Genomic DNA, 25,246 nt, shown 5'->3' with positions numbered 1-25,246 from the left:
AGCCGGCCGGCGGTCCGGCCGAACTCACCGCCCTCGGTGTGGATGGCCCTGCCGTTGCCCTGCATGCTCGAATGATCGATGTCCAAGGTGGTGCCACCACGGCGGGCAAGCGCCTCCAGCGCGTGTCCGTGATGCGCGAGACCCGCTTCCGCTTCACCCGCGACACCGCCCGGCTCGACCTGGTCGTCAGGGCCGCCCGGGACGGCGTCGCCTACCGCTACGAGCTGCCCGGCGCGGGCGCCGTCCTCAGGGAGGCCTCCGCCTTCGACGTCCCGGACGGATCCACCGCCTGGCTGGCCGCGCACCGCCGCGACTACGAGAACCCCTTCGTCGAGTACGCCGACGTGCCCGCGGCCGAGTATCAGCTGCCCGCCCTGTTCGCGGCCGGCGGCGGCTACCTCCTGCTGGCCGAGTCCGCGCTGGACGGCTCCTACAGCGGCCCCCGCCTCGTCCGCGGGCAGGGCGGCGCGTACACGCTCGCCCTCTGGGACGACCGGGTCCCCTACACCGGCGGCCTGACCACGCCGTGGCGCGTCCTGGTCGCGGGCGACCTGGCGACCGTCACCGAGTCCACCCTCGTCGACGACCTGGCGCCCGGCTCCCGCCTCACCGACACCTCGTGGATCAAACCGGGCAAGGTGCTGTGGAGCTGGCTGGCCGGTGGCCGGAGCGTGCAGCAGAGCCTGGAGCGCCAGAAGGAGTTCGTCGACTACGCCGCGCAGCACCGCTGGCCGTACGTGCTGGTCGACGCGGGCTGGTACGACGACCCGGTCACCGGCGAGCGGGCCTGGACGGACCGGACCCCGGAGTTCACCTGGATCCCGGAGCTCGTCGCCTACGGCAGGGACCGCGGCGTCGGCATCATGGTGTGGCTGCGGTTCTCCGACTTCGACACCCACGACAAGCGCGCGCAACGCTTCGGGCTGCTGCGCCAGTGGGGCGTCAAGGGCGTCAAGCTGGACTTCATCGACGCCGAGTCGCGTGAGCGGCTGCAGTGGTACGACAGCACGCTGCAGGACCTGGCCGACGACGAGCTCATGGTCAACTTCCACGGCTCGACCGTGCCCAAGGGGATCAACCGGACCTGGCCCCACATGATGACCATGGAAGGCGTGCACGGTGCGGAGAAGTCGTCGAACCTGACCACCTCCCACCTGGCGGCGCTGCCGTACACCAGGAATGAGATCGGCTCGATGGACTACACGCCGATGGCGTTCCAGCGGGCGAGCCGGCCCACCTCCGACGCGCACGAGCTGGCGCTGTCGGTGGTGTTCGAGTCGGCACTGGAGAATTTGGCCGGATCCCTGGACGCCTACCGGGCGCGCCCCGAGGCCGAGCGCTTCCTCGACCAGGTGCCCACGGTGTGGGACGAGACACGGCTGCTGTCCGGGCGGCCCGCCGACCACACGGTGATGGCCAGGCGCAGCGGCGAGCGGTGGTTCATCGGCGCCGGGGTCTCCGGCCCGGCCCGGACGCTCCAGGTGCCGACGGGCTTCCTGTCCGGGCGCTGGCTGGTCGAGGTGACCAGGGACGGCGCCGGCGGGCTGGTCCGCGAGACGCACGTGGTGCACGGCGGCACGCTCGCGGTCCAGGTGCCGGCCGAGGGCGGTTTCGCCGCCATCGCCTGCCGCTGGCGCCCCGGCCTGACGACCTGCGCCCGCTGAGAGCCACGTCCGGTACGGGGGCCCGCCCCGTACCGGACGTCGCGCTCAGCCCTTGAGGCCCGTGGTGGAGATGCCCTCGGTGATGCGACGCTGGAAGATCAGGAAGAACCCCAGGATCGGGATCAGCGACAGCACCGCCATCGCGAGCATCGGGCCCCACGTGGAGCCGCCGCTGGAGTCGAGGAACGCCCGCAGCGCGAGCGGCACCGTGTAGGTGGACACGTCGCTCAGATAGACGAGCTGGCTGAAGAAGTCGTCCCAGGTCCAGATGAAGGTGAAGATGGCGGTCGTGATCAGCGCGGGCCGCGACAGCGGCACGATGATCCGCCAGTACACCAGGACGGGCCCGCACCCGTCGATGCGGGCCGCGTCGTCGAGCTCCCGGGGCAGCGACCGGATGAACTGCACCATGAGGAAGATGAAGAACCCGTCCACGGCCAGGAACTTCGGCACGATCAGCGGCAGGAAGGTGTCGACCCAGCCGAGATACTTGAACAGCGTGTACTGCGGCACGATCAGCACGTGGATCGGCAGCATGATCGAGATCAGCATGATCGCGAACCACAGCCTCCTGAACCGGAAGCTCAGCCGGGCGAAGGCGTAGGCCGCCATCGAGCACGACATCACGTTCCCGGCCACGGCGGCCACGGCGATGAGGAACGAGTTGGCGAAGAACCCGCTGAAGGGCACCCCCAGCGCGGTCCACCCGGTCGCGTAGTTGTCCGTGACCACGGTCTGCGGCACCAGCCCGGGGTCGGTGAAGATCTCGTCGTTCGGCTTGACCGAGGAGCTGATCAGCCAGAACAGCGGATAGAGCATGACGAGCGCGCCCACCACGACCAGCAGATGGACGGCCCAGCGGCGGCTAGTCGGCATAGTGAACCCAGTACCTCGCGGAGCGGAAGGCCAGCGCGGTGAAGGCCGCGGTCACCAGGAGGAGCATCCAGGCCAGCGCGGAGGCGTAGCCCATCCGGAAGTTCCCGAAACCCTCCTGGTAGATGAACAGGGTGTAGAAGAGCGTGGAGTCCGCCGGTCCCCCGGTGCCGCCGCTGATGATGAAGGCGGGGGTGAACGCCTTGAAGGCGTTGACCGTCTGCAGCACCAGGTTGAAGAAGAGGATCGGGCTGAGCAGGGGCAGCGTGACGCGGAAGAACGTCCGCACCCGCCCGGCGCCGTCCACCGCCGCGGCGTCGTAGAGCTCGGCCGGGATCTGTTTCAGCCCGGCCAGGAAGATCAGCATGGGTGAGCCGAACTGCCAGACGTGCAGCACGATCAGCGTGTAGATCGCGTACTCGGGGGTGGAGATCCAGCTCGGTCCCACGATCCCGAGATAGAGCAGGACGTCGTTGATCAGGCCGTCCGCCCCGAAGATCTGCCGCCACAGGATCGCCACCGCGACGCTGCCGCCCAGCAGCGACGGCAGGTAGTAGGCGGCGCGGTAGATCCCGATGCCGCGCATGGGCCGGTTCAGCAGCACCGCGACCAGCAGGGCGAACGCGCCGGACAGCGGCACGGACAGCACGACGTAGATCAGCGTGACCCGGACGGCGCTCAGGAAGTGCGGGTCCTCGGTGAGCATCCGGGCGTAGTTGTCCAGCCCCACGAAGGACGGCGGTGTGAGCAGGTCGAAGTCGGTGAACGAGAGCGCCAGGGAGGCCAGGATCGGCCCGCCGGTCAGCAGCAGGAGACCGGCGAACCACGGCAGCAGGAACAGGTAGGCCGCCCGCCTGTCTACTTGAGCACTCGTCGAGCTTCTTCGAAGAATCGGGACACCCCCTGATCGATCGTGAGCTTGCCGAAGCCGATCTGCTGGTTGACGTTGGTGAGCACCTTGTTGTGCAGCTCACCGGCGCCGAGCGGCTGCGGCGGAGGGAGCGGGCCGACCTGGTCCTTGATCGAGTCGATGTAGCCGTAGACCAGTTGCTCCGGGGGCGACGCCTTGGGCCGCAGCGCGGCGCGGATCGGGTTCGCCGGCGGGATGCCGCGCTCCGACCCCAGTTGCGAGGCCACGTCCGTGTCCGCGACGAGCGCGTTGACCAGGGCGATCGCGCTGTCCTTGGCCTTGGTCCCGGCGCTGACCACCAGCAGCATGGACGGCTTGTAGTACTGGCCGGGCTTGTCGCCCGTGGGGAGGGTGTGGATGCCGATCTCGTCCTTGGTGAGCGACATGTAGGCGGTGACCTGGTTGGACCAGGCGAAGTCCATGACCGCCTTGCGGGTGGCGACCAGGCTGTTCTGCACGTCGCCCGCCGCGGTGGCCTGGACGTCCGGCGGCGTGGCGGCGCCCGACTTGCGCAGCCCGTCCCAGAACGTGAACCATTCCTTCAGGTCGTTCTCGTCATAGGCGAGCCCGCCGTCGGCGGTGAAGAACATCTTGCCCCGCTCCAGCAGCCAGTTCTCCAGCGCGCCGCCGTCCTGGGCGCCGTCCTCGGTGCCGAAGACGCCCTTGCCCGCCAGCTTCCCGGCCAGTTCTCCGTACTCGGCCCAGGTGAAGGTGTCGGGGATCTCCACCCCGCGCTCGGCCGCCAGGCTCTTGTTGACGATGAGGGCCGTGGAATTGATGCCGAAGTTCACGGCGTACTGCTTGCCGCCGATCTTTCCCGCGTCGACCACGTCGGCGTCGAACCCGGATAGGTCCAGGCCCTTGCCCACGTACGGGCCCAGGTCCAGCAGGCTGCCGCGCCTGGCGTACTCACCGAGGTAGGAGTAGTCCATCTGGATCACGTCGGGGGCGTTGCCACCCGCGGTCTGGGTGGCCAGCTTCTCCCAGTAGCCGTCCCAGCCGGAGAACTGGGTCTTGACCTGGGTGCCGGGTTTCTTCTTCTTGAAGGCGTCGATGGCCTTCTGCGTCGCGGTGTGGCGGGTCGTGCTGCCCCACCAGGCGAACTGGATGGCGCTACCGGAGCTTGCGCCCCCGCCGGCGCATCCGCCCAGGGTTAAGGCGGCCGCGGCCGCGCCGATGTGGAGGAATCCTCGTCTGCTGAGATCACGCATGCGGGCTGTCCGTCCATGAACCGGAGCCAAATATTTAACCTGGGACGGTAATTGCGTTGTAACAATCGCGTCAACGCCATACGGCAAACGGTTGCGGCATCGAGACGCTCCGACCTCTGGCCAGTCCCAGCCGTCACATCAGGGCAACACCCGCGCCGGCGAGCCCGACACATCCGATCTCTCCTCCGCACGGCGCAGGTGGGCCTGGCGGGACCGGTCCGGCGGGCTTCGTTTTGCGGCAGTGCGTCGCCGAGGTCTTCGTCTACGGTGCAGACAACGGCATTACGACTCCTCACCCTATGGGTACGGCGCTTCACACCTGGTGGTGGCCGGACTCTGCGCAGGAGGTGCGGGATATGAAAACGGGCTCGCCCGCGGAGCCGGGCTCGGGGGACCCGAGCCGCCAGGAGCAGGCATGGTCGCGTCCGGCCGTGGGGCGGCTGGAGCGCGCCGCCGAGGCCCGGCATGAGGCCGAACGGTTCGAGGAGCTCCTGCGCCGATTGCGTACCCGCCGCGACGGCGGCGACGAGGACGACCAGGGCGGATGGAAGGCCTCGGAGCCGGACGCGGCCGCCGAGCGGCTGCGGCAGGCCCGGCGGCGGCTCGGCGAGTCGCTGCTCCGGGCCGTTCAGGCGCATGAGCGGCTGGCCCGCAACTACGAGTGGCGCGCCCTGCGGGCGGAAAAACAGGCGAACCTTCCGGGATCCGTGGATTCGGCGATGCTCGAGGATGTCGCGTGGTTTCGCTGGGAGGCCGCCCGGCATTGGCGTGCCGCCCAACGCATGCGCGTGACGGCCGGCGTCCAGCGGCCCTCGCGTGCGTGACCACCCCCGGCACGCCGTCCCTGCCACGAGAGCGGGCCGGACGGCGACGAGGCGGACGGTCAGCGGCGCAGCGTGGTGCCGGGCGTCACCTGGTAGGCCGAGCGGTACAGGGCGGTGAAGCGGCCCGGGTGGGTGAAGCCCCACCGGACGGCGATGCCGAGCACGGTGTCGCCCCGGCTCGGGTCGGCCGCCTGCAGGTCGCGGTGGGCACAGGCCAGCCGCACCTGGCGCAGATAGGCCATGGGGGTGGTGCCGAGGTGACGGCGGAAGGAGAGCTGCACGGCGCGGATGGTGACCCCTGCGGCGGCCGCGATGTCGGCCGGGCTGATGTCGTCGTCGGGGTGAGCGTCGATGAAGGCGATGGCACGGCGCAGCGTGGCCGGATGGGCGTCGTGGCGGTCTTCGATGGTGGGCTCGGCCAGGGCGGTGTTGGGAAAGATGGTCAGGGCGGCGGCGGCCAGCAGCCGGGCCGCGGCGCCGACCGGCAACGGCAGCGCGGTGGCGACGGGGTTCGCGAGCAGTTCGGTGACGTAGGCGCAGGTCGAGCGCCAGTACGCCGCACCGGCCGGGGAGATGGGATCGAGGCCGGTGAAGCGGATGGGCCAGGCCCGCCGCTCCGGGCCGCTGTCGGCGACCTGGTCGAGCAGGGCCGGATCGAGGATCGTCGCGCTGGACCGGCCCGGCAGTCTCCGCACCGCGTACGGTAAGTGCGGCTGGTTCAGCAGGAAGACGTCACCAGGGACATACCGGCTGCCGACGCCGTCGCAGGTGCGTTCCAGCCGGGCGGTGACGGTCTGGGACACGATGTAGGCGTGGAGCGGCTCGACGAGCAGGTTGAGCCGCCCCGACTGCGCCACGCTCTCCACGCAGAACGCCCCGGCGTCCACGCGGCGATGCCGCAGCCGGTACTGGGCGGGCCCGTCCCTGCTGATCCGCACGCCGGTGCCGTAGGCGGCGGCCAGGAAGTCCCGCGCCAGATCGGGGTCGTCCGTCTCGAACTCCGACAGGACCGGCGCCTCGATCGATGTCCTGGTGATAACCATGTCATCTCCAGATCAAGCCCGGCGGCTCCCCCGTTGGCCGCGCGCGCCGGCAGACGCGCTCCACAGGCACGTACTCAGCAGTAAATTACCTCCGGCGACGCCCCCCGGGAAGCGTCTCGACCGACGCGAACCGCCCACCGGCGGACGGCGAGGTCAGCGCCGCGTCCTCAGCAGGGTCAGTACGGGTGCCGCCGCGATGACGGTCATCAGCACGGCGACGGGGCCGAGCATCCCGGCCGCCAGGAACGGCGTGACGACCGCCGCCCCGATCGGGGGCGTGGCCTGCATGAGCGTTCTGAGGAGGGCGAACCCGCCGCCGCGGAGCGGGGCCGGGATGCGCGCCATGCGCAGCGACTGCGCCCAGATGGTCATCGGCGCGCTGAACAGCCCGATGACGAGGAAGCCCGCGGTGACCGCGATGGTGTGCGGGGCGGCCAGGAGCGCCAGGAAGCCGGTCGCGGCGGCGAGCTGGACCACGGCGATGGCCCTGACCGGGCGCGCTCGCGGGGCTCTGGCGCCCGCGAGCGCCGCCCCGGCGAGCTCACCCGCGGACAGGGCGGCCAGCAGCAGGCCCAGGGTCTGCGGCCCGCCGTCGAGCTGGGTCTTGGCCAGCCAGGGGCCGGCGACCAGCAGCATGCCCAGGGCGATGTTGAAGGCCATGAACGCGAGCGTGGTCGTGATCAGCACCCGGTCGCGGAGCAACGCCAGGACGTCGCCGCCCGGTGTGGCGGCCCCCGTCCGCGCCCGAGGTGGGAGCGGGCGGCGGATGGCGAGGGCGGCGACGGCGAACAGCGCGAACGAGAGCGCGTCGAAGGCGAGCACGGCCTCGCCGCCGAGTCCGGCGAGCAGGAGCCCGCCGAGCCCGGGTCCGACGATCCCGGCGAGGCCGAAGCTCAGGCTCTCCAGCGCGTTGGCCGCGTCCCGCTCCTCCTCGGGCACGAGGTCGGGGATCGCCGCGGGGAACCCCGCCAGGGGCACCATCTTGAACAGCCCGTACACGGCGGCCACCACGAACGGCAGCCCGGCGGGCACCTCCCCCACGGCCGCCACGACCGGGACGGACGCCATCGCCGCCCCGCGTACCAGGCTGTCGGCGGCCAGCACGCGCCGCTTGTCGAACCGGTCCAGCAGCGGGCCGCTGAGCAGGCCGCCCACGAACACCGGCAGCGTGTAGCAGACGGTCAGCAGCCCGAGCCGCTCGACACCGCCCGGCTGGGCCAGCACCAGCCACGTCAGGGCGACGAACGTCATCCCGTCGCCCACCAGCGAGACGGACGAGCCCAGCCACAACAATCGGAAGTCACGCCGGGACAGCACCCGACGGTAGGCGGCCGACCGGCCACGCGAAAGATCATCAACCGTCATGCGGCAAGCCTGGCGGCGGCGGCGCCCCGGCGCTGGCGGGCATCGGCCGGCGACGTCGGCGTCCGATGCCCGCCGGTCCGGCTCGCACCGGTACGGCATCCTTGGGGAGGTGATCGAGCACGACGTCGCGTTCGCGGCCATGGAGAGCCGCGACCCGCGCTTCGACGGGTGGTTCTACGTCGCCGTCACCACGACCGGCGTCTACTGCCGCCCGAGCTGCCCCGCCGTGATGCCGAAACCGGAGAACGTCCGGCTGTTCCCGAGCGCGGCGGCGGCGCAGGTCAACGGGTTCCGGGCGTGCAAGAGGTGCCGCCCCGACGCCGCTCCGGGGTCGCCGGAGTGGAGCACGCGTACCGACCTGATCGGCCGGGCGATGCGGCTGATCGCCGACGGGATCGTCGACCGGGAGGGCGTGGCCGGGCTGGCCGCCCGCCTCGGCTACAGCGAACGCCACCTGCACCGCCGGCTCGTCGCCGAGGTCGGCGCCGGGCCTCAGGCCCTGGCCAGGACGCAGCGGGCGCAGACCGCCCGGATGCTGCTGGAGGGCGGCTCACTGCCGGTCAGCGACGTGGCCTTCGCCGCCGGGTTCGCCAGCATCCGGCAGTTCAACGACACCATCAGGCAGGTGTACGCCACCACCCCGACCCGGCTGCGCGGGACCGCGACCGGCGTGCACCCTCCGGGGGCCGTCACGCTGCGGCTCGCCTACCGGCCGCCCATGGACGTCGCCGCCGTGCTGGACCACCTGGGCGCGCGGGCGATCCCCGGCATCGAGGGCTACGGCGATGGGGCGTACCGCAGGTCACTGGCGCTGCCCCACGGCGCGGGCGTCGTCACGCTGCGGCCCGGGGCCGATCACGTGGCCTGTGAGCTCCGGCTGGAGGATCTCCGCGACCTGACCGCGGCCGTGCAGCGCTGCCGGCGGCTGCTCGACCTGGACGCCGACCAGCGGGCCATCGACGCCTTCCTGGGCGCGGACCCGCGGCTCGGGCCACTGGTCGCGCGCCGCCCCGGCCTGCGGGTGCCCGGCTGCGCCGATCCGGGCGAGCTGGCGATCCGCGCCGTGCTGAGCCGCCGGGCGCCCGCCGCGGAGGTCCGCGACCGGCTCGCCGCGCTGATCAGGACGTACGGCAAGCCGCTGGCCGGCCCGTACGGCGGGATCACGCACCTGTTTCCCGACATGGCCGCCCTGGCCGGGGCCGAACCGGCCGGCCGCACACAGCGCGCACTGGCCCGCGCCCTCGCCGAAGGCGACATCAGCCTGGACGGCGGCTGCGACCCGTACCGGGTGCGCGAGCAGCTGCTCGGCCTGCCGGGCATGAGCCGGTGGGCGGTCGCCCGGATCCGTATGAGCGCCCTCGGCGACCCCGACGTTCTCCTGCCGGACCGCGCCATCCGGCGCGCCGTCCGGCGGCTGGCGGCCCTGCCCGGCCACTGGCGCCCCTGGCGGTCCTACGCCACCCAGCACCTGGCGCTCATGGCGCACCCACCGGCGCCTGCGGCCCCGGACCAGCAGGTCACGGCCCGGCCGCGCCGTTGAGAGCCTGGACGTCCGGCCCGGCCGCGCCGTTGGGGGCGTGAACGTCCGGCCCGGCCGCGCCGTTGGGGCCCTGGACGTCCGGGCCGGTCGCGCCGCCGTACGTGGCGATCTTGTATTCGGTCGCCGTGAGGGAGAGGGTCAGCTCGCGGATCCGGCGGCGGATCGTGTCGCGGTGCTCGACCAGCAGGCCGAGCCGCTCGGGCACCGTGTGCTCCCCGGCGTCGACGAGCGCGACGTAGTGCCGCAGGTCGCGCATCGGCATGCCGGACAGCCGCATCCGGGTCACGAACACCAGGCGCCGCACCGCGTCGGCGTCGTAGACGCGATGACCGTTGCCGTCGCGGGCCACCTCGACCAGCCCGGCCCGCTCGTAGTAGCGCAGCGTGTGGGGCGAGACGTCGAGAACGTCGGCGACCTCGGCGATCGTCATCGACTCGGGCACGCCGGCCAGGTCGGTGAGGCGGTGGATCGCCTCGACCGGCGGCGGGCCGTCGTCACCGAGCGTGCCGAGCACCCTGGTCATCAGATCGTCGGTGGCCATGTCACCCAGCCTAGACGGGCCGCACCGAGGCCGGGACGCCGTCGAAGTCGGCGCCGCGGGCGGTCTCGGCCCACCGTTCGACCTCGTCCAGGCCCCGCCGGTACACACCCGAGAGCCGCTCGACCGCCTCGCGCCCGAGCGGCAGCCGCAGCGGCACCTCGTCGGCGTGCGCGAGCGAGACGATGATCTCGGCCGCCCGCGCCGGGTCGCCCTCCTGCAGTCCGTCGGCCCCGGCCAGGTCGGCGCGGACGGCGGCGAGCAGCTCACGGTAGGTCTCGGACGGCTCGGCGAACTCCAGCACGTCACCCGCGTTGAAGCCGGTCCTGAACCGGCTGGGCTCGACGATCATCACGCGGATCCCGAACGGCGCGACCTCCCCGGCCAGGGCCTCGGACCAGCCTTCGAGGGCGAACTTCGACGCGGAGTAGGCCGACACGCCGGGGTAGGACATCCGCCCGCCCTGGCTGCTCATCTGCACGATCGTCCCGGCGCCTTGGGCGTGCATCGCGGGCAGCGCCGCGCGGACGAGCGCGGCGGGGCCGAACAGGTGCAGCTCCATCAGCTCGCGCAACTGCGCGTCGCCGACCTCCTCGACCGCTCCGACCACGGCCCGGCCCGCGTTGTTGACCAGCACGTCGAGCCGGCCGAAGCGGTCAAGGGCCGCGCGTACGAGGTCCGCCGCCGCGTCGACGTCCCGGACGTCGAACCGCGCGGCCAGGCAGGTGTCCGGGTAGGCGGCCAGCAGGCCGGCCACGCTCTCGGGGCGGCGCACCGCCGCCACCACGCGGTCGCCCGCCGCGAGCGCCGCCTCCGCCAGTGCGCGCCCGAGGCCGCGGGACGCGCCGGTGATGATCCAGGTCTGTGTCGTCATGGCGGCGACGCTAGGGCTTCGAGCGCGCTCGAAGGCAAACCCCACGAGCCGGCCGGCGCACCACGTGGGCGTCCTGACCCTGCTCCAGGACGCGGTGGAACGTCCTCGGCGGCCGGCGCACGGCGCTCACCGCGACGACCGCGTACCACCGTGGTGGATCTTGTGCGGAGCGTGGGCAACAGGGCGGCAACAACGTGCCCGCCGCCGGGGCGCAATGCCCCATCAGCCCCATGAGACGGAATAGGCTCATGCGGTAAGTCTGCCGGGGCGAACGTTAGGGGACCGGGTGAGCAAGTCGTTCGTGCATCTGCACGTGCACACCGAATACAGCATGCTGGACGGCGCGGCGAAGCTGAAGCCGCTGTTCAAAGAGGCTGAGCGCTTGGAGATGCCGGCGATCGCCATGAGCGATCACGGCAACATGTTCGGTGCGTACGAGTTCCAGAAGGTCGCGGCGGGCTCACCGGTCAAACCGATCATCGGCATCGAGGCGTACGTGGCGCCGCACAGCCGGTTCGTGAAGAAGCCGGTGTTCTGGGGGCAGCGCGCCGAGACCGGCGTCGCGGACGGCGAGGGTGGCAAGGACGTCTCCGGCGGCGGCCGGTTCACCCATATGACCATGTGGGCCAAGGACGCCGACGGGCTGCGAAACCTGTTCCGGCTGTCGTCGCTGGCCTCGTTCGAGGGCTACTACTCCAAACCGCGCATGGACCAGGACCTGATCTCGCAGTACGCGTCCGGGATCATCGCCACCACCGGCTGCCCGTCCGGCGCGGTGCAGACCCGGATCCGGCTGGGCCAGTACGACGAGGCCGTCAAGGTGGCCGGCGAATACCAGGAGATCTTCGGCAAGGAGAACTACTTCCTGGAGTTGATGGACCACGGCATCAGCATCGAGCGGGAGGTGCGGGAAGACCTGCTCAGGCTGAGCAGGCAGCTCAACATCCCGCTGCTGGTCACCAACGACTCCCACTACGTGACCGAGGACCAGGCCGACGCGCACGACAGCCTCCTGTGCGTCGGCGTGGGCAAGAACAAGGCCGACCCCAACCGGTTCCGGTTCAACGGTTCCGGCTACTTCCTCAAGCCGGCCGACGAGATGTACGCCCTGTTCCCCGAGCTGCCGGAGGGGTGCGACAACACGCTGCTCGTGGCCGAGATGGTCGGCGACTACGGCGACGTCTTCGCCCAGGTGGACCGGATGCCCGACTACCCCGACGTGCCCGAGGGGGAGACGCAGGAGTCCTGGCTGCGCAAGGAGGTCATGATCGGCCTGGAGATGCGCTACGGCAACCCGATCCCCGCCGAGGTGCTGGAGCGCTACGAGACCGAGATGAAGGTCATCGGGCCGATGGGGTTCTCCTCCTACTTCCTCGTGGTCGCCGACATCTGCAGGTACGCCCGCGACAACGGCATCCCGGTCGGGCCCGGCCGTGGCTCGGCCACCGGCTCGATCGTGGCCTACGCCACCCGCATCACCGAGCTCGACCCGCTGGAGCACGGCCTGCTGTTCGAGCGCTTCCTCAACCCCGAGCGCATCAACCCGCCCGACGTCGACCTCGACTTCGACGACCGCCAGCGCGACCGCATGGTGGCCTACGTCACCCAGAAGTACGGCAGCGAGTTCACCGCGCAGGTCAACACGTTCGGCACGATCAAGGCCAAGGCCGCCGTCAAGGACGCGAGCCGGATCCTCGGCTACCCGTTCGCGATGGGCGACAAGATCACCAAGGCGATGCCGCCCGACGTCATGGGCAAGGGCGTCCCGCTCGCGGACATGTTCAACGAGGACCACCCCCGCTACAACGAGGGCACCGAGCTGCGTGCCCTCTACGAGAACGACCCCGACGTGCGGCAGGTCATCGACACCGGCCGCGGCATCGAAGGTCTGATCCGCGGCACCGGCGTGCACGCGGCCGCCGTCATCCTGTCCTCGACGCCGCTGCTCGACCTGATCCCGATGCACAGGCGGGACAAGGACGGCGTGGTCATCACCGGGTTCGACTACCCGTCGTGCGAGGACATGGGCCTGGTCAAGATGGACTTCCTGGGGCTGCGGAACCTGGGCATCATCGACCACGCCATCAAGATCATCAAGCAGAACCGGGGTATCGAGCTCGACACCCTGACGATGCCGCTCGACGACACCAAGACCTACGAGCTGCTGGCGCGCGGCGACACGCTGGGCGTGTTCCAGCTCGACGGCGGGCCCATGCGGTCGCTGCTGAAGCTGATGGAACCGACCCGGTTCGAGGACATCGCCGCCGTGCTCGCCCTCTACCGGCCCGGCCCGATGGCGGCCAACGCGCACACCAACTACGCCCACCGTAAGAACGGCCGCCAGGACATCGAGCCGATCCACCCGGACCTGAAGGAGGCCCTCGAGCCGATCCTCGGTCCCACCTTCCATCTGCTCGTCTACCAGGAGCAGATCATGGCCGTCGCCCGTGAGCTGGCCGGCTACACCCTCGGCGGCGCCGACCTGCTGCGCCGCGCGATGGGCAAGAAGAAGAAGGAGATCCTGGACGCCGAGTTCGCCAACTTCCAGAAGGGCATGCGCGGCAACGGCTACGGCGACGAGGCCATCCAGGCGCTGTGGGACGTCATGCTGCCGTTCTCCGGCTACGCGTTCAACAAGTCCCACACCGCCGGCTACGGTCTGGTCGCCTACTGGACGGCCTACCTGAAGGCCAACTACCCCGCCGAGTACATGGCCGCCCTGCTCACCTCGGTGGGTGACGACAAGGACAAGGCGGCCATCTACCTGGCCGAATGCCGCAAGATGGGCATCCAGGTGCTGCCGCCGGACGTCAACGACTCCCAGCTCGACTTCGTCGCCGTCGGTGACACCCAGGTCCGGTTCGGGATGGGCGCGGTCCGCAACGTCGGTGAGAACGTCGTCGAGGGGATCGTGAAGGCCCGCACCGAGAAGGGCCGGTTCAACGACTTCAACGACTTCCTCGACAAGGTGCCGCTGACCGCCTGCAACAAGCGTGTCATCGAATCGCTGATCAAGGCGGGCGCGTACGACTCGCTCGAACATCCGCGCAAGGGCCTGCTCATGATTCACGAGCAGGCCGTCGAGTCGGTCATCGACATCAAGAAGAACGAGGCGCACGGCCAGGACTCCCTGTTCGGCGGCCTGTCCGACAGCGGCGACGGCGAGGTGTTCTCCATCGCCGTGCCCGAAGGCGAGTGGGACAAGAAGACCAAGCTGGACTTCGAGCGGGAGATGCTCGGCCTGTACGTGTCCGACCACCCGCTGGCCGGCACCGAGCGGCTGCTGGCCAGGAACCGCGACACCACGATCGTCGACCTGCTCGACAGCGGCCGTGACGACCGCGGCGACGTCCAGGTGGCCGGGCTGGTCACCAAGGTGGACCGGCGGGTGAACAAGGCGGGCAACACGTGGGCCATCCTCACGGTCGAGGACATGGACGCCGCCGTCGAATGCCTGTTCTTCCCGCGTAACTACGAGCTGTACGGGCCCGAGCTGCGGCCGGACATCGTGGCGTCGGTGCGCGGCCAGATCAACAACCGCGACGGCGCCATCTCGGTCTTCGCCCAGGAGCTCACCCTCATCGACGTGTCCGGCGTCAACAGCGAGTCCGGCGCCCCGATCACGTTGCTCCTGCGGGAGGAGCGCATCACCCCGACCCTCCTCGACGAGCTCCGTCAGGTGCTGAAGATGCACCAGGGCAAGGTGCCGCTGCACGTCAACCTGCGGCGGCCGGCGGGCAAGGTCATGGTGATGGCGCTGCCGGAGTGGTCGGTCAGCGCCGAGCCGAGCTTCGCGGCCGACATCAAGGCGCTGCTCGGGCCGGAGGCGTTGTCGCTGTGAACCGGCGGATCGACGTCATCACCGACGACGTGCCCGAGTGCCCGCGCTGCGGCCGCACGGGGCTGCTGTACGCACGCGTGCCGAACGACTGGCAGAACGCCGCGGACGCCTGGGTGGAGGGCTACATCGGCGTGGTGCTGTGCCCGGACTGCAATGCCCGGGATCGGCACGCGGCCCCGCTGATCACGTGGTTCCACGTCAACGGCGCGGCCGACGACGAGGACGCCGAGTTCGTGCGCCTGCTCGTCGCGTGGGCGGCCGGCGTGTTCGTGCCGGCGCTGGACGAGCGGGCCCTGGGCGAGCGGACGCTGCGGGAGGAGACCGAGCGGCGGCGGCTCGGCGACCTGTAGGCCGATCGCGGGGAGACCGGCCCGGAGCCGGTCTCCCCGAAAATCGATGGACAACGTCCGCGCCCCGCTGCCACGGTTGCGGGCATGCCGCAGCAGGAGATCTGGGACGCCGAGACCGCCCAGCGCTATGACACGCCGGGCACCGGCATGTTCGCCCCCGAGGTCCTGGGGCCGACCGTCGAGCGCCTCGCCGGCCTCGCGGGTGACGGGCGGGCGCTGGAGTTCGCCATCGGAACGGGCCGCGTCGCGGTGCCCCTGGCCGAGCGCGGCGTGTCCGTCACCGGCATCGAGCTGTCACCGCCGATGATCGACCGGCTCCGGACGAAGGCGGACGACGCCACGATCCCCGTGATCGTCGGCGACATGGCGACCGCCGCCGCCCCGGGGACGTACACGCTCGTCTATCTCGTCTTCAACACCATCTCCAACCTGCTCACCCAGGCCGAGCAGGTCGCGTGTTTCCGCAACGCCGCCCGCCACCTCACACCGGGCGGCCGGTTCGTGATCGAGCTCTGGGTGCCCGAGCTGCGCAAGCTTCCGCCGGGTCAGCAGGCCACCGTCTTCCACACCGAGCCCGGCTACATCGGCCTGGACACCTACGATCCGCTGCGCCAGCACGTCGTCTCCCACCACTTCCACTTCGGCGAGAGCCGGCAGGCCGAGGTGTTCCGCAGCCCGCACCGCTACATCTGGCCGGCCGAGCTCGACCTCATGGCCGAGCTGGCCGGGTTCGAGCTGGAGTCCCGGCACGCCGACTGGTCCGGCGCCGCGTTCACCGCCGAGTCGCGGTCCCACGTGTCCGTCTACCGCATCCCGCCGGGCGACTGACCGAACGTGCGCGGCTCCGTCTCAGCGGCGGGCGCACACGTACTCCGCATGGGTGGGGCGGGGGAAGGCGCGTGAGACGATCGTCAGCCCGGCTCGCTCCAGCATTCCCTCCAGAACCCAGGCATAGGTGGAGAACTCCTCCCTGACGTGGGTCTCGTAGTCCGACCGGGTGAAACCGCCGTCGGTGCCGGAGGCGTCGATCCAGTGCTGGAGCCGGGCGTCGGTGTCCGCCGGGTCGAAGCTGAAGACGACGTCCCAGAGGTAGAACGTGCCGCCGGGGCGGAGCATCGCGGCCGCGTTGACCAGTGCCTGCTGCTTCCAGAAGTCCGGGAGCTGGTGCAGGGCCGACCTGGTGGTGACCACGTCGGCGGGGCCCGCCGTGTGGGCGTAGTCCAGGAAGCCCGCCAGGTGCCAGTGCGGGGCGGCGTCGAGGCGTTCGGCGCGTGCCTCCGCGTGGCGCAGCATCTGCTCGGAGACGTCCACCCCGTGCGCCTGCGCGCCGCGGCGCGCCGCCTGCACGACCAGCGAGCCCGTCCCGCACGCCAGGTCGATCAGCCGGGTGCCCGCGGTGACCCCCAGACGATCGAGCAGGGCGTCGTCGGCCGCGGGGTCGGTGCCCTGATTGCCGTCGTACGCGGCGACGGCGGCCGCGCTGCCCAGGTCGACGCCGACGGGCGCGTACTCGCGGAAGGACCAGACGGGGCGGGGGTGGCGCGTGTCGCTTCGTGGCATGCCTCGTTTGTAGGCTTCCCGGGACGGACGCGGCAACGACAACCTGCGCACCGCGGCGTTGCGGAAGGTGAAAGATGCGGGATCACGACCTCTACCGGCTGTTCGTCCACCTCGCGCAGACGCTCAGTTACGCCCGTACGGCGGCCGAATGCCACGTCAGCCCCGCCACCCTGTCCAGGGCCGTGCGGCGGCTGGAGGTCGCGGCCGGGCACCGCCTGCCAGAGCCTGCTGCCCGGCCTGCTCGCACCGATCCGCGCCGCCCATCCGCGGCTCCGCGTCTCCGTACGCACCGGCGACGCGGCCTCCGCGCTCGCGCTCCTGGAGGAGGGCGAGGCGGAGCTGGCCGTGGCCGCCCTGCCCGACCGCGTCCCGGCCGGCCTGCTGGCCCGGCCGCTCACGCGCACGCCGCTGGTGCTCATCCAGGCCGGCCCGGCACCGGCGGGCACGTGGGCCCCCGCCGACGGTGAGCCCTTCGTCTTCCCACGCCACGGGCTCGTACGAACGGCCGCCGACCAGTGGTTTCGCGGCCTGGGGGTCGTTCCGCACGTGGCGGCCGAGGCCGACGGGCACGAAGCGCTGCCCACGCTCGTCTCCCTGGGCTACGGCACCGGCGTCATCCCCCGGCTCGTCCTGCGGCACAGCAGCGTACGGTCCGGGCTGCGCGAGGTGCCGGTCGCGTCCGGGCCAGGGGAGCTGTCGATCGGCGTGTGCGTGCGCCGCGCCGACCTGCGCCGCCCGCCGGTCGCCGCGGCCTGGGCGGGCGCCGGGCGCCTCGGCGCCTGAAGGCGCGTCCGAAGGCGCGTGCGAAAGCGCGTCCGAAAGCGCACCGAGGCCCACCAAGACGCGCCGCATGACGCGACCAGGCCACGACGCGCCGCTCAGGTCACGCCGAGCAGGGTGCGTGCGCGGGCCGCGTCGGAGCGGAAGTCGGCGACGGAGGACTCGTGCACGATCGTCCCCTTCGACATCACCAGGACCCGGGAGGCCAGCGTCAGGGCGAGGCGCAGGTTCTGCTCCACCAGGAGCACCGCGATGCCCCCGGAGATCAGGGAGAGCAGCAGGTCCCGGATGCGGTCCACGATGACCGGGGCGAGACCTTCCGAGGGCTCGTCGAGCAGGAGCAGCCGGGGGTTGCCGAGCAGCGCCCTGCCGATGGCGAGGAGCTGCTGCTCGCCGCCCGACAACTGGGCGGCCAGATGGTCACGGCGCTCGGCGAGGCGCGGCATCGTCTCGTAGACGCGTTCCCGCGTCCACTCTCCCCGGCCACGGTGCCGATCGGCGATCTGGAGGTGCTCCTCGACGGTGAGGGGCGCGAAGACCCGGCGCCCCTGCGGGACGATCGCGACGCCCGCCCTGGCCACCGCGCTGGCGGGCTCGCGCGCCACGTCCCTTCCGTCCAGCCGGATCGTCCCCCGGTCAGGGCGGACGAACCCCATGATCGTGTGGACGAGGGTGGTCTTGCCGACGCCGTTGCGGCCCAGCAGCGTGACGGCCTCCCCCGCGTCGACGTGCAGGCCGACCTCGTTGAGCACCCGGCCTCCGTCGTATCCCGCCACCAGGTCCCGGACGTCGAGCAGGGCGGTCATCGCGGCTCCGTGAAGAGGTCGTCGGTGGACTCGGTGCCGAGGTAGGCGCGTTGCACCTGCTCGTCCGCGCGTATCGCCTCGGGCGGGCCGGAGGCGATGACACGTCCGGCCGCCAGCACGGTCACGTCACGGGCCAGGCGGAAGGCGATGTCGAGATCGTGCTCCACGATCACCACCGACAGCGACGCCGGCAGCTCCTCGACGAGGGCGGCGAAACGGTCCGTCTCGGCCACCGACATGCCCGCCGTCGGCTCGTCGAACAGGACGAGGGAGGGCTCGCAGGCCAGCACGACGGCGACCTCGAGCTGACGGCGTTCACCGTGGGAGAGCGCACCCGCGGGCTCGGCGGCCCGCGACGCGAGACCGACGGCGGCGAGGTGCGCGTACGCCTGCTCGGTGATCGCCGCGTCGCGGCGGCGGCGCCGGAAGGGGCGCAGCGGGTGCCCGTGCACCCGTTCGACCGCCAGCCGTACGTTGTCGAGCACGCCGCAGCGCAGGAACAGGCTCGAATGCTGGTACGTGCGGACGAGCCCCCGCGCCGCCCGGGCGGGCTCGCTGAGGCCGGTCACGTCCGCGCCGTCGAACTCGATCCGGCCCGACGTGACCGCCAGCGTGCCCGCCACCACCGAGAACAACGACGACTTTCCGGCCCCGTTGGGGCCGATCAGAGCGTGCCGCGCCCCCTGGGCGACGCTCAGGCTGACACCGTCGACCGCCTTGAGGAGCCCGTACGACAGCGTCACGTCCTCCAGCCGGAGAATCATCGGGCTCCCTTCCGGCGCCGCAGCCGCCCGCGCAGCCGCGGCAGCACGTAGACACAGGCGACGAAGACGACGCCCAGCAGCAGGGGCCCGCGGCCGTCCACGTGATCGGACAGCTCGTCGCGCACCAGGATGACCAGAGCGGCCCCCAGACACGGCCCCCACAGGGATCCAGCGCCCCCGATGACCACGCTGAGCAGCGCGAACGCGGCCACGTCGAACGCCAGGTCCGCGGGGGCGACGAACCTCGCCTGCGCCGCCCACAACGTCCCGGCCGCGCCCGCCACCGCCCCCGCCATGGCGTACGCGGCGAGCTTGGCGGGATAGGTGCGCACCCCGAGAGCGCGCAGACGCGGCTCGTTGTCGCGGATCCCGCGAAGCGTGCGCCCGAACGGGGACCGCATCGCGTGCGCCACGACCACATAGCCCGCGACGAACACGGCCAGCACCCACCAGTAGACGAAGCCCGACAGCGTGAGCGGCGGCCCGCCGGGCAGCACGCTGATCGGCGGCATGCCGGCCAGGCCGTTCGTGCCGCCCACCACCGGCCAGGAGTTGGCGGCCTGATGGGTCAGCTCCCCCACCGCGAGGGTGACCATCAAGAAGACGATCCCCCTGGTACGGACCACGACCGCCCCCGTGACGAGCGCCAGGACGGCCGCCACCACCACCCCGGCCAGCAGTTGCACGACGGCGCTGCCGGTCCAGTGGATGCCGACCAGGGCGGCGGTGTAGGCGCCCGCGCCGAAGTAGGCCGCCTGCCCGAGCGTGGGCAGCCCGGTGACCCCGGTGAGGATGTCGACGCTGAGCACGAGCAGCGCGAAGGCGAGGATCCGCGACCCGAGCGTGATCGGATAGGGCCCCAGGACGAGCGGCAGGACGGCGAGCGCCGCGACCGCGACCACCGGGACGACCAGCCGCCCGCGCCCCGGGGGGACCGCCGAAAAGCTCATGGGGACATCCTGCGCGGACCGCTCGGCGATGTCAGGCCTCATGCCTGCGCCATCCCTCGCGCCGGCAGCAGACCCGCCGGCCGCAGGAGCAGGATCGCGCCCATCGCGGCGAACAGCAGGAACGACGCCGCCCCCGGCACCAGGGCCACCCCCAGCGCCTGGACCTGCCCCACCAGCACGGCCCCGAGCAGCGCGCCACGCACCGAGCCGAGGCCGCCGATCACCACGACGACCAGCGCCAGCAGCAGCACCGTGTCGTCCAGACCCGGCTGCGCCCCGAGCAGCGGACCCGCCAGCACACCGCCGACCGCGGCCAGCGCGGCCCCCGCCGCGAACACCCCGACGACCAGCCGGCGAGTCGGGATGCCCAGCGCCTCGACCATCTGGCGGTCGGCCACGGCTGCGCGCAGGGTCGCGCCGATCCGCGTCCGCTCCAGCGCCAGGTGCAGCCCGAGCGCCAGCGCCGCCCCGACCGCGACGAGGACGAGCCGGTAGACCGGGTACGCCTGCCCGAACACCCCGACGGAGACGTCCAGCCCGGGAGGCGGCGGGATGGCGTGGACCTCGGTGCCGAACACCGCGTTCATCACCTCGGTGACGATCAACGCGACGCCCAGGGTCAGCAGCGCCTGGTCGAGGTGGCCGCGTACCGGCAGGGACATGCCCGCCAGCGCCGCGCCCGCGAGCGCGCCCGCCACCGCGGCGGCGAGCACCGCCAGCACGAACCCGCCCGCCGTGACGTCGTCCGCGAACAGCGCCACGGCCGTGTAGGCGCCGATCAGGTAGACGGCGCCGTGGGCGAGGTTGAGCACGTCCATGATGCCGAAGACGAGCGAGAGGCCGACGGCGATCAGGAAGAGGATCGCGCCGAGGGCCAGGCCGTTCAGGACGGTGATGAGCACCTGCATCGCTCAGTCCTGGCCGAGCTTCTTGACCACGACGTTGACGAGGGTGCCCGCCCGGTCCTCGACCTTGCGCAGGTAGTAGGGCTGGGTCGGGTCGTGGTCGGCGTCGAAGCTCCACTGGCCGCGCGGGCTGTCGATCGGGCCGATCTCGCCGATCACCTTGGCGATGGCCTCACCGGTCGGGGCGGCGGCCTTGGCGATCGCCTTGTCGAGGACGGCCGCCGCGTCGTACGCCTGCACCGCGAAGACCGTGGGCGGCTCGTTGTAGGCGGCCTGGTAGGCGGCCACGAACTCCTTGTTCCTCGGGGTGTCGATCTGGTCGCTGTAGTGCAGCGACGTCTGCGCGCCCGTGGCCGCCCCGCCCTGGGCCTTCAGCACCGACCCCTCGGTGAGGAACCCGGTGGCGTAGAGCGGGAGGTCGTCGGCCAGGCCGAACTGGGCGTACTGCGTGACGAAGCCGACCGCCTCGGCCCCGCTGTAGAAGCAGAAGACCGCCTTCGCGCCGGAGCCCTTGATCGTGCTCAGGAAGGGCTGGAAGTCCTTGGTCGTGCCGAACGGCGTGAACGACTCGCCGGCCACCTTGCCCCCGGCGGCCTCGAACGTCTTCTTGAAGCCGCCGATCATCTCCTTGCCCGCCGCGTAGTCGGGGGCGATGAGGTAGACGGACCCGTCACCGGCCTGCTCGGCGACCTCGGCCCCGAGCGAGGCCGCGACGTCGTTGTTGGTGAACGACGTACGCCAGATGTACGGCGACGCCCCCGCGGTGACGTCGTTGGCCCCGGCGTTGGCGATGACGAGCGGCACCTTGGACTCGATGAAGGCGTTGCGCGCGCCGAGCGCGGTCGCGGAGTTCACGATGCCGGCGACGGCGACGGCCTTGTCCTGCGTGACCAGCTTGGTGGCGGCGGGGACGCCCGTCTGGGGCCCTTCGCCCTCGTCGGAGCTCTTCAGGGCGATCTCCTTGCCGCCGAGCCTGCCGCCGTGCTGGTCGAGGTAGAGCTTGAAACCGTTGGTCATGTCCTCGCCGAGCGGGGCGTAGACGCCCGACAGGGGGACGACCAGGCCGATGGCGAGAGGGCCCGCGGCCTGCTGCGGGGTCTGCTGGCCGGAGATCGAGGAACCGCTGCACGCGGTGAGCAGGCTCGCGGTGACGATCGCCAGGATGGTCTTGGACGGCGGTGAAAGGTGGATGTCCATCTGGTTCAGCTCCTTTGACGGCGACCGCACCACCCCCCGACGCGCACAAAATCCCACGTTGGCGTGACGGTTGTCAACGGCTGTGTATCAGGTCGTTCGGGCCGGGCTCGGCCGCGGGTGATGGCTTCTCGTCGCCAAAGGGCACAACAGGATGACGTACGTCGATGGGTTTGTAGAACTTCGTGCGCGCCCACGGCCCGCGCCTTTACATTGTAGATTCATAAGTGTGGTTAGACTGCGGCCATGACCACGGAGTCGTCCGCGCTCACCATCGCGCAACTCGCCGAGCTGGCCGGGGTCTCCACCGCGACGGTGTCCAAGGTCGTGAACGGCCGCTCCGAGGTCTCCTCCGCAACGCGCGCCGCCGTGGAGGAGCTCATCCGGCGGCACGGCTACCGCCGGCAGCGACGGCGCCCCGCCCCCACCGCGCTGGTGGAGCTGGTCTTCCACGCGCTGGAGGGCGACTATCCCGTCGAGATCATCAAGGGCGTCGAGGAGGTGGCGCGCGAGCACCGGCTCACCGTCGGGGTGTCGGAGCTGCCCCGCCGCCACTCCCCCGACCAGGGCTGGCTGGAGGGGGTGCTGCGGCGCCGCCCCACCGGCATCGGGGTGATCGCGGTGTTCTCCAGCCTGAGCGAGTCCCAGCGTGAGCGGCTCGCCAACAGCGAGGTCCCCCTCGTCCTGCTGGATCCGGCCGACGACCCCGGCAAGGGCGTCCCGTCGGTCAGCGCGGGCAACTGGAGCGGCGGGCTCGCCGCCACCCGGCACCTGCTGGAGCTGGGGCACCGCCGCATCGCCATCATCACCGGGCCCGACTACGCGCTGGCGAGCCGGGCGCGGCACGACGGCTACCGCACCGCCCTCGACATGGCCGGCGTCCCCGTCGACCCGCGGCTCGCGGGCCGGGGCGACTTCCTCATCGAGGGCGGCCTGGCCCAGGCGCTGCGATTACTGCGCCTGCCCGACCCGCCGACCGCGATCTTCGCCACGAACGACGGCCAGGCCATCGGGGTCTACCACGCGGCCCGCCGGCTCGGCCTGCGGATCCCCGAGGACCTGAGCGTCGTCGGCTTCGACGACCTGCCGCCGATGCGGTGGGCGATCCCGCCACTGACCACGATCCGCCAGCCCCTCGCCGAGATGGCCAAGACCGCCGCCATGATGCTGCTGAAGCTCGCGCACGGCGAACCGCTGCCGCAGAGCCGGGCCGAACTGGCCACCGAGCTCGTCATCCGCGAGAGCACCGCCCCGCCCAGGGACCCGGCAGGCTGAGCCGCCAGGCAGGCGACCGGGCTCGACTCGCCACCGGCGGAGCCGCCGACGGTCCAGGACCGGTTGACCGATGAGCCGGCCGCTGGACCGCCGGCGGAAACGGGTGGGCAGGTAGGCGGCGGGCTCACGGCCGGGGTCGAAGGCATCCCCGCGCACGGCGTGCCGTTCCATGACCGGGTCACCCGCCGGCCCGCGCCGAACGCCCGGGTCGGCCCCGGCCGGAGAGTCCAGCTCGGCAGCCGTGGCTTTCGACGTCCGTTCACGTAGAAATTCCCGATAGTGAAGTTTTCACTTCAAAAACAGGTAGTCATCATCTAGGATCGGAGCCCAAACGATCACCGGAGGGCGCGATGAAGATCGGCTACCTGCTGCCGACACGTGACCAGGCCGTCCAGGGCGAGCACGAGCCGGCCCGGCTCGTCGCCCAGGCGCGGCGGGCGGAAGAACTGGGCCTGGACTCGGTGTGGGCCGGCGACAGCCCCGTGACCAGGCCGCGCGCGGATCCGCTCATGCTGCTGGCCGCCGTGGCCGCGGTCACCGAACGGGTCACGCTCGGCACCGCCGTGCTCCTGCCGGCGCTGCGCCATCCGATCCTGCTGGCCCACCAGCTCGCCACCCTCGACCGGCTGTCGCGGGGGCGGCTGATCGCGGGCCTGGGCGGCGGGTTCCCGATTCCCGCCACCGAGGCCCAGTTCGCCGCCGTCGGCGTCGGCTTCGACCGCCGGATCGGCCGCATGACCGAGTCGATCGACGTCATGCGGCGGCTGTGGTCCGGGGAGGAGGTGTCGTACGAGGGCGAGCACTTCGCCTTCCAGGACGTACGGCTCGTGCCTCCGCCGTACCGGCCGGGCGGCCCGCCGATCTGGCTGGCGGGCGGCGGTGGGCCGGCGTTGCGGCGGGTGGCCCGGCTCGCCGACGGCTGGCTCCCCTATCCGCCCACGGCGGCGACGTACGCGGAGGAACACCAGGTCATCGAGCAGGCGGCGGAGGCCCGTCCGGTCACCCCCGCCCTGTACGCCACGCTCTGCCTGGACGACGACCCGGACAAGGCCCGCGACCGGCTGCGCGGCAGCGTCGAGCGCTACTACAACGCGCCGCTGGAGCTCATCGCCTCGATCCAGGCCATGTTCGCCGGCACCGCCCGCCAGGCCGCCGACTGGCTGACGGGCTACGCCGCCGCCGGGGCCCGGCACGTGGTGATCCGCCTGGCCACCGATGATCATGACGCCGGCCTGGAGGAGTTCACCGGCCGGGTGCTGCCGCTGGTGCGCGAGGAGGAGGGCCGATGACCACGTACGTTCTCGTCCACGGCGCCTGGCACGGCCCCTGGGCCTGGGACCGGGTCGTTCCCCTGCTGCACGCGGCCGGGGCGCGCACGCTCACCCCCGACCTCAGCGCCCCCGGGGACCACGGGCTCCACGACCACGCCGAGGTGGTCGCCGCCGCCGTCGACACCGTACGGGACGACGACGAGCTCGTCCTGGTCGGGCACAGTTACGCGGGCCTGGTCGTCCGCCAGGCCGCCGACGCGCGGCCCGGGCGGGTCGGCCACGTCGTCCTGGTGGACGGCTGGGCGGGCGGCGACGGCGCGAGCCTGTTCGGCCTGGCCTCCGCCCCCTTCGTCCAGGCCCTCCGCTCGCTGGCCGAGACGCTCGGCGACGGTTGGCGCATCCCGGCCCCGCCCCCGGCGGCGTACGGGATCACCGACGGCGACGACGCCGCCTGGCTGGCCGAGCGCCTGGTCCCCCAGCCGCTGCGCACGTTCACCGAGGCGACCCGCCTCAGCGGCGCCGTCGCCCGGATCCCCGGGACGGCCGTCTACTGCACGCCGCAGACCTACCCGTTCGACCGGTTCGGCACGGAGGTCGGGTATCGGACCGTGGCGCTGGACGGGCCGCACGACGTGATGCTCTCCCACCCCGAGCCGCTGGCCCGGCTGCTCCTGGAGGCCGGCCGGGTTCCCCAGTGAACGGTTCTAA

22 protein-coding genes and 2 pseudogenes are annotated in these 25,246 nt (G+C 71.8%); 11 read left to right on the top strand and 13 right to left on the bottom strand.

Annotated elements, in window-relative coordinates:
* The first annotated feature begins 71 nt into the window (after positions 1-71).
* A complete protein-coding gene (locus tag AB0I15_RS32110; RefSeq protein ID WP_358103374.1) occupies positions 72-1,664 on the top strand; it encodes a glycoside hydrolase family 97 catalytic domain-containing protein in 1,593 nt (530 codons plus the stop codon).
* 45 nt (positions 1,665-1,709) lie between these two features.
* Here the strand turns inward: AB0I15_RS32110 and AB0I15_RS32105 are convergent, their stop codons facing one another.
* Genes AB0I15_RS32105 through AB0I15_RS32095 form a run of 3 tightly spaced genes read right to left on the bottom strand, consistent with a single transcriptional unit; the run spans position 1,710 to position 4,658 of the window.
* Positions 1,710-2,540 (bottom strand): carbohydrate ABC transporter permease, encoded by an 831-nt coding sequence (locus tag AB0I15_RS32105; protein WP_358103371.1) that lies wholly within the window; start codon positions 2,538-2,540, stop codon positions 1,710-1,712.
* The gene (locus AB0I15_RS32100) at positions 2,530-3,429 is read right to left on the bottom strand and encodes a sugar ABC transporter permease (protein WP_358103383.1); all 900 of its coding nucleotides are present in this window, start codon (positions 3,427-3,429) and stop codon (positions 2,530-2,532) included. Before AB0I15_RS32100 ends, AB0I15_RS32105 begins: the two co-directional genes overlap by 11 nt.
* Positions 3,396-4,658, bottom strand: a complete 1,263-nt coding sequence (locus tag AB0I15_RS32095; protein WP_358103368.1) for an extracellular solute-binding protein — start codon at positions 4,656-4,658, stop codon at positions 3,396-3,398. Before AB0I15_RS32095 ends, AB0I15_RS32100 begins: the two co-directional genes overlap by 34 nt.
* A 356-nt stretch (positions 4,659-5,014) precedes the next feature.
* Between AB0I15_RS32095 and AB0I15_RS32090 the strand changes: the two genes are divergently transcribed.
* Positions 5,015-5,482 (top strand): hypothetical protein, encoded by a 468-nt coding sequence (locus AB0I15_RS32090; protein WP_358103365.1) that lies wholly within the window; start codon positions 5,015-5,017, stop codon positions 5,480-5,482.
* A 59-nt stretch (positions 5,483-5,541) separates the two neighbouring features.
* Here AB0I15_RS32090 and AB0I15_RS32085 read toward each other — a convergent pair whose 3' ends face one another.
* Positions 5,542-6,525 (bottom strand): helix-turn-helix transcriptional regulator, encoded by a 984-nt coding sequence (locus tag AB0I15_RS32085; RefSeq protein WP_358103362.1) that lies wholly within the window; start codon positions 6,523-6,525, stop codon positions 5,542-5,544.
* 153 nt (positions 6,526-6,678) lie between these two features.
* On the bottom strand, positions 6,679-7,890 hold the full coding sequence (locus tag AB0I15_RS32080; RefSeq protein ID WP_358103359.1) for an MFS transporter: 1,212 nt from the start codon (positions 7,888-7,890) through the stop codon (positions 6,679-6,681).
* Positions 7,891-7,999: 109 nt separating this feature from the next.
* On the opposite strand from AB0I15_RS32080, the gene AB0I15_RS32075 reads away from it, so the two are divergent.
* Entirely contained in the window at positions 8,000-9,430 is a 1,431-nt protein-coding gene (locus tag AB0I15_RS32075) for an AlkA N-terminal domain-containing protein (protein WP_358103356.1), read from the top strand.
* Here the strand turns inward: AB0I15_RS32075 and AB0I15_RS32070 are convergent.
* Positions 9,408-9,971, bottom strand: a complete 564-nt coding sequence (locus AB0I15_RS32070) for a MerR family transcriptional regulator (RefSeq protein ID WP_358103353.1) — start codon at positions 9,969-9,971, stop codon at positions 9,408-9,410. The two genes, AB0I15_RS32075 and AB0I15_RS32070, sit on opposite strands and share 23 nt — an antisense overlap.
* 10 nt (positions 9,972-9,981) lie before the next feature.
* Positions 9,982-10,842, bottom strand: coding sequence for an SDR family NAD(P)-dependent oxidoreductase (locus AB0I15_RS32065; protein WP_358103350.1), 861 nt, complete (start codon positions 10,840-10,842; stop codon positions 9,982-9,984).
* Between the two features lie 286 nt (positions 10,843-11,128).
* Here AB0I15_RS32065 and dnaE point away from each other — a divergent pair, with 286 nt between their 5' ends.
* The 3 genes from dnaE to AB0I15_RS32050 all read left to right on the top strand — a co-directional run bounded on the left by dnaE (position 11,129) and on the right by AB0I15_RS32050 (position 15,861).
* On the top strand, positions 11,129-14,683 hold the full coding sequence (dnaE, locus tag AB0I15_RS32060) for a DNA polymerase III subunit alpha (protein WP_358103346.1): 3,555 nt from the start codon (positions 11,129-11,131) through the stop codon (positions 14,681-14,683).
* Entirely contained in the window at positions 14,680-15,033 is a 354-nt protein-coding gene (locus tag AB0I15_RS32055; protein WP_358103343.1) for a DUF6300 family protein, read from the top strand. Before dnaE ends, AB0I15_RS32055 begins: the two co-directional genes overlap by 4 nt.
* A gap of 84 nt (positions 15,034-15,117) precedes the next feature.
* Positions 15,118-15,861, top strand: a complete 744-nt coding sequence (locus AB0I15_RS32050) for a class I SAM-dependent methyltransferase (RefSeq protein ID WP_358103340.1) — start codon at positions 15,118-15,120, stop codon at positions 15,859-15,861.
* Between the two features lie 21 nt (positions 15,862-15,882).
* Here the strand turns inward: AB0I15_RS32050 and AB0I15_RS32045 are convergent, their stop codons facing one another.
* Entirely contained in the window at positions 15,883-16,593 is a 711-nt protein-coding gene (locus tag AB0I15_RS32045; RefSeq protein ID WP_358103337.1) for a class I SAM-dependent methyltransferase, read from the bottom strand.
* Between the two features lie 74 nt (positions 16,594-16,667).
* Here AB0I15_RS32045 and AB0I15_RS32040 point away from each other — a divergent pair.
* Positions 16,668-16,805, top strand: a pseudogene (locus AB0I15_RS32040) (LysR family transcriptional regulator); the annotation flags it as partial.
* Between the two features lie 4 nt (positions 16,806-16,809).
* Positions 16,810-17,376 (top strand): annotated as a pseudogene (locus AB0I15_RS32035) (LysR substrate-binding domain-containing protein); the annotation flags it as partial.
* 95 nt (positions 17,377-17,471) lie between these two features.
* Here AB0I15_RS32035 and AB0I15_RS32030 read toward each other — a convergent pair.
* The 5 genes from AB0I15_RS32030 to AB0I15_RS32010 are packed head-to-tail and all read right to left on the bottom strand — an operon-like array spanning position 17,472 to position 21,995.
* Complete coding sequence (locus AB0I15_RS32030; RefSeq protein WP_358103334.1) at positions 17,472-18,179, bottom strand: ABC transporter ATP-binding protein; 708 nt, start codon at positions 18,177-18,179, stop codon at positions 17,472-17,474.
* Positions 18,176-18,943 carry an ABC transporter ATP-binding protein gene (locus AB0I15_RS32025; protein WP_358103331.1) on the bottom strand — a complete coding sequence of 256 codons (768 nt, stop codon included), beginning with the start codon at positions 18,941-18,943 and terminating at the stop codon, positions 18,176-18,178. Before AB0I15_RS32025 ends, AB0I15_RS32030 begins: the two co-directional genes overlap by 4 nt.
* Positions 18,940-19,893: a branched-chain amino acid ABC transporter permease gene (locus tag AB0I15_RS32020; RefSeq protein ID WP_358103328.1), complete on the bottom strand. Its 954-nt coding sequence runs from the start codon at positions 19,891-19,893 to the stop codon at positions 18,940-18,942. Before AB0I15_RS32020 ends, AB0I15_RS32025 begins: the two co-directional genes overlap by 4 nt.
* 38 nt (positions 19,894-19,931) lie before the next feature.
* A complete protein-coding gene (locus AB0I15_RS32015) occupies positions 19,932-20,801 on the bottom strand; it encodes a branched-chain amino acid ABC transporter permease (protein WP_358103325.1) in 870 nt (289 codons plus the stop codon).
* Positions 20,802-20,804: 3 nt separating this feature from the next.
* Positions 20,805-21,995, bottom strand: coding sequence for an ABC transporter substrate-binding protein (locus tag AB0I15_RS32010; protein ID WP_358103322.1), 1,191 nt, complete (start codon positions 21,993-21,995; stop codon positions 20,805-20,807).
* Positions 21,996-22,238: 243 nt separating this feature from the next.
* Between AB0I15_RS32010 and AB0I15_RS32005 the strand changes: the two genes are divergently transcribed.
* From AB0I15_RS32005 to AB0I15_RS31995, 3 genes are all read left to right on the top strand, one after another.
* Entirely contained in the window at positions 22,239-23,267 is a 1,029-nt protein-coding gene (locus AB0I15_RS32005; RefSeq protein WP_358103319.1) for a substrate-binding domain-containing protein, read from the top strand.
* A 350-nt stretch (positions 23,268-23,617) separates the two neighbouring features.
* Entirely contained in the window at positions 23,618-24,556 is a 939-nt protein-coding gene (locus AB0I15_RS32000; protein ID WP_358103316.1) for an LLM class flavin-dependent oxidoreductase, read from the top strand.
* Complete coding sequence (locus AB0I15_RS31995; protein WP_358103313.1) at positions 24,553-25,236, top strand: alpha/beta hydrolase family protein; 684 nt, start codon at positions 24,553-24,555, stop codon at positions 25,234-25,236. The genes AB0I15_RS32000 and AB0I15_RS31995 overlap by 4 nt, the downstream gene beginning before the upstream one ends.
* Positions 25,237-25,246: the final 10 nt, after the last annotated feature.

The organism is Nonomuraea sp. NPDC050643, from assembly GCF_040654715.1.
In the GTDB taxonomy this organism is placed as follows: domain Bacteria; phylum Actinomycetota; class Actinomycetes; order Streptosporangiales; family Streptosporangiaceae; genus Nonomuraea.
This window is presented reverse-complemented; position numbering and strand designations above follow the sequence as displayed.

Coding starts and splice junctions, on each gene's coding strand:
- AB0I15_RS32110 (WP_358103374.1), top strand. CDS start 72: ATGATCGATGTCCAAGGTGGTGCCACCACGGCGGGCAAGCGCCTCCAG.
- AB0I15_RS32105 (WP_358103371.1), bottom strand. CDS start 2,540: ATGCCGACTAGCCGCCGCTGGGCCGTCCATCTGCTGGTCGTGGTGGGC.
- AB0I15_RS32095 (WP_358103368.1), bottom strand. CDS start 4,658: ATGCGTGATCTCAGCAGACGAGGATTCCTCCACATCGGCGCGGCCGCG.
- AB0I15_RS32090 (WP_358103365.1), top strand. CDS start 5,015: ATGAAAACGGGCTCGCCCGCGGAGCCGGGCTCGGGGGACCCGAGCCGC.
- AB0I15_RS32085 (WP_358103362.1), bottom strand. CDS start 6,525: ATGGTTATCACCAGGACATCGATCGAGGCGCCGGTCCTGTCGGAGTTC.
- AB0I15_RS32080 (WP_358103359.1), bottom strand. CDS start 7,890: ATGACGGTTGATGATCTTTCGCGTGGCCGGTCGGCCGCCTACCGTCGG.
- AB0I15_RS32070 (WP_358103353.1), bottom strand. CDS start 9,971: ATGGCCACCGACGATCTGATGACCAGGGTGCTCGGCACGCTCGGTGAC.
- AB0I15_RS32065 (WP_358103350.1), bottom strand. CDS start 10,842: ATGACGACACAGACCTGGATCATCACCGGCGCGTCCCGCGGCCTCGGG.
- AB0I15_RS32050 (WP_358103340.1), top strand. CDS start 15,118: ATGCCGCAGCAGGAGATCTGGGACGCCGAGACCGCCCAGCGCTATGAC.
- AB0I15_RS32045 (WP_358103337.1), bottom strand. CDS start 16,593: ATGCCACGAAGCGACACGCGCCACCCCCGCCCCGTCTGGTCCTTCCGC.
- AB0I15_RS32030 (WP_358103334.1), bottom strand. CDS start 18,179: ATGACCGCCCTGCTCGACGTCCGGGACCTGGTGGCGGGATACGACGGA.
- AB0I15_RS32025 (WP_358103331.1), bottom strand. CDS start 18,943: ATGATTCTCCGGCTGGAGGACGTGACGCTGTCGTACGGGCTCCTCAAG.
- AB0I15_RS32020 (WP_358103328.1), bottom strand. CDS start 19,893: ATGAGCTTTTCGGCGGTCCCCCCGGGGCGCGGGCGGCTGGTCGTCCCG.
- AB0I15_RS32015 (WP_358103325.1), bottom strand. CDS start 20,801: ATGCAGGTGCTCATCACCGTCCTGAACGGCCTGGCCCTCGGCGCGATC.
- AB0I15_RS32010 (WP_358103322.1), bottom strand. CDS start 21,995: ATGGACATCCACCTTTCACCGCCGTCCAAGACCATCCTGGCGATCGTC.
- AB0I15_RS32005 (WP_358103319.1), top strand. CDS start 22,239: ATGACCACGGAGTCGTCCGCGCTCACCATCGCGCAACTCGCCGAGCTG.
- AB0I15_RS32000 (WP_358103316.1), top strand. CDS start 23,618: ATGAAGATCGGCTACCTGCTGCCGACACGTGACCAGGCCGTCCAGGGC.
- AB0I15_RS31995 (WP_358103313.1), top strand. CDS start 24,553: ATGACCACGTACGTTCTCGTCCACGGCGCCTGGCACGGCCCCTGGGCC.